Below are 1657 nucleotides of genomic sequence, written 5' to 3' on the forward strand. Positions count from 1 at the left end.
TCCTGACTTCGACAGTCGTCAGTCCCATTTGATTATAAGTAATTGATATTTAATATTTTGTAATTTTCGGGTTGCTGATTTGGGTGTCCCAGATATGTTTTTTATTATTTTTAGACATGTTTGTACGCCGAAAACCCAATAAAAGTGGAAAGATCAGTGTTCAGGTAATCGAGAAGATTAAGGGTAAATACAGGGTCGCCAAAACGATTGGAAGCAGTTCCGTTGAGTCTGAAGTTGAAAGACTTGTTTCTCTTGGAGAAGAATGGATTAAAAACTATAAAGGCACTCTTGATATTCCGTTCAATGATGAGGAACGTATTGCCGATTCTGTCTTGGAAAGCGTGGATAACATCCTTGTCTCAGGTACAGAGCTGCTTCTGAATAAGATTTTCAGTGATATTGGGTTCAATGTAATCAAAGATGATATTTTTAGATGGCTTGTCTATTCCAGAATCAGTTTTCCTGCCAGCAAACTGAAGACCTGCGATTACCTGCTCACCTATCACGGGCTTGAGTTTCAGGTTCAGGACCTGTACAGGTACATGGACAGGCTTTACAACAATTATAAGGAAACAATCCAGCTAATCAGCTTTGAACACACCAAGAGAATACTTGGAGGGAGTATCAATATCGTTTTTTACGATGTCACCACCCTATATTTTGAAGTGGATCAGGAAGATGATCTGAGAAAGACCGGGTTTTCCAAGGAAGGTAAGCACCAGAATCCCCAGGTAGTTTTGGGACTGCTTGTTGGACTGGAAGGATATCCACTGGCCTATGAGATTTTTGAGGGCAATAAGTTTGAAGGACATACCATGATCCCTGTCATAGAGACTTTTAGGAAAAAGTATAGCTTACCAGCTCCGATTGTTGTTGCTGATTCAGGATTGCTTTCAAAAAACAATGTCAAAGAGCTGCTCGACAACGGATACGGGTTTATTCTGGGAGCAAGACTAAGAACTTCTGCAGATAAAAGGAAAGAGAGGATATTGGCCCTTGAACTTGAAAACGGTGAGAGCAGATTGCTGGATTGGGAGGACGGACTCAGAATGGTTGTCAGTTATTCAGACAGGAGAGCCAAAAAGGACAGAATCAACAGGGAGAAGGGGCTCAAAAAGCTTGAGAAACAACTAAAAACCGGGAAGCTCAAAAAAAGCCACATCAATAACAGGGGCTACAATAAGTATCTTAAAATGGAAGGAGAGGTAAAGATTGCCCTGGATATGGTTAGGTTTGAACAGGATGGAAAATGGGATGGGCTCAAAGGATATATTACAAACACAAACCTTGACAAAGACGAAGTCATCGAGAATTACAACAACCTCTGGAAGATAGAAAAGGCCTTCAGGATAACCAAAAACGAAATCAAAGTCAGGCCGGTTTTTCATTACAGACAACGCCGAATAGAAGCTCATATAAGCATCGCTTTCGTTGCTTATAAAGTGTATAAAGAGCTGGAACGTCAGCTGCTTGAAAAAGGATCCAAACTCTCACCGCAAAAAGCAATAGAAATAGCAAAAGGGATTTACACTGTTGAAATGCAACTCAAATCTTCAGGGAAAAAGCTGAGAAAGACCTTGCTTTTGAACGAGAGTCAGCGAAAACTGGCAAAAATGTTCAATTTTTGATTTTGGGTGTCCCAGTGTCGAAGTCAGGA

At 40.6% G+C, this 1657-nt stretch carries 1 protein-coding gene; it reads left to right on the top strand.

All coding sequences use genetic code 11. The features are described 5' to 3' along the window. The first annotated feature begins 116 nt into the window (after positions 1 to 116). Entirely contained in the window at positions 117 to 1628 is a 1512-nt protein-coding gene (locus ACFSKV_RS18935) for an IS1634 family transposase (RefSeq protein ID WP_380806458.1), read from the top strand. The last annotated feature ends 29 nt before the right edge of the window (positions 1629 to 1657 follow it).

The organism is Shivajiella indica (genome assembly GCF_042683085.1).
Classification (GTDB): domain Bacteria; phylum Bacteroidota; class Bacteroidia; order Cytophagales; family Cyclobacteriaceae; genus Shivajiella; species Shivajiella indica.

Coding starts and splice junctions, on each gene's coding strand:
- ACFSKV_RS18935 (WP_380806458.1), top strand. CDS start 117: ATGTTTGTACGCCGAAAACCCAATAAAAGTGGAAAGATCAGTGTTCAG.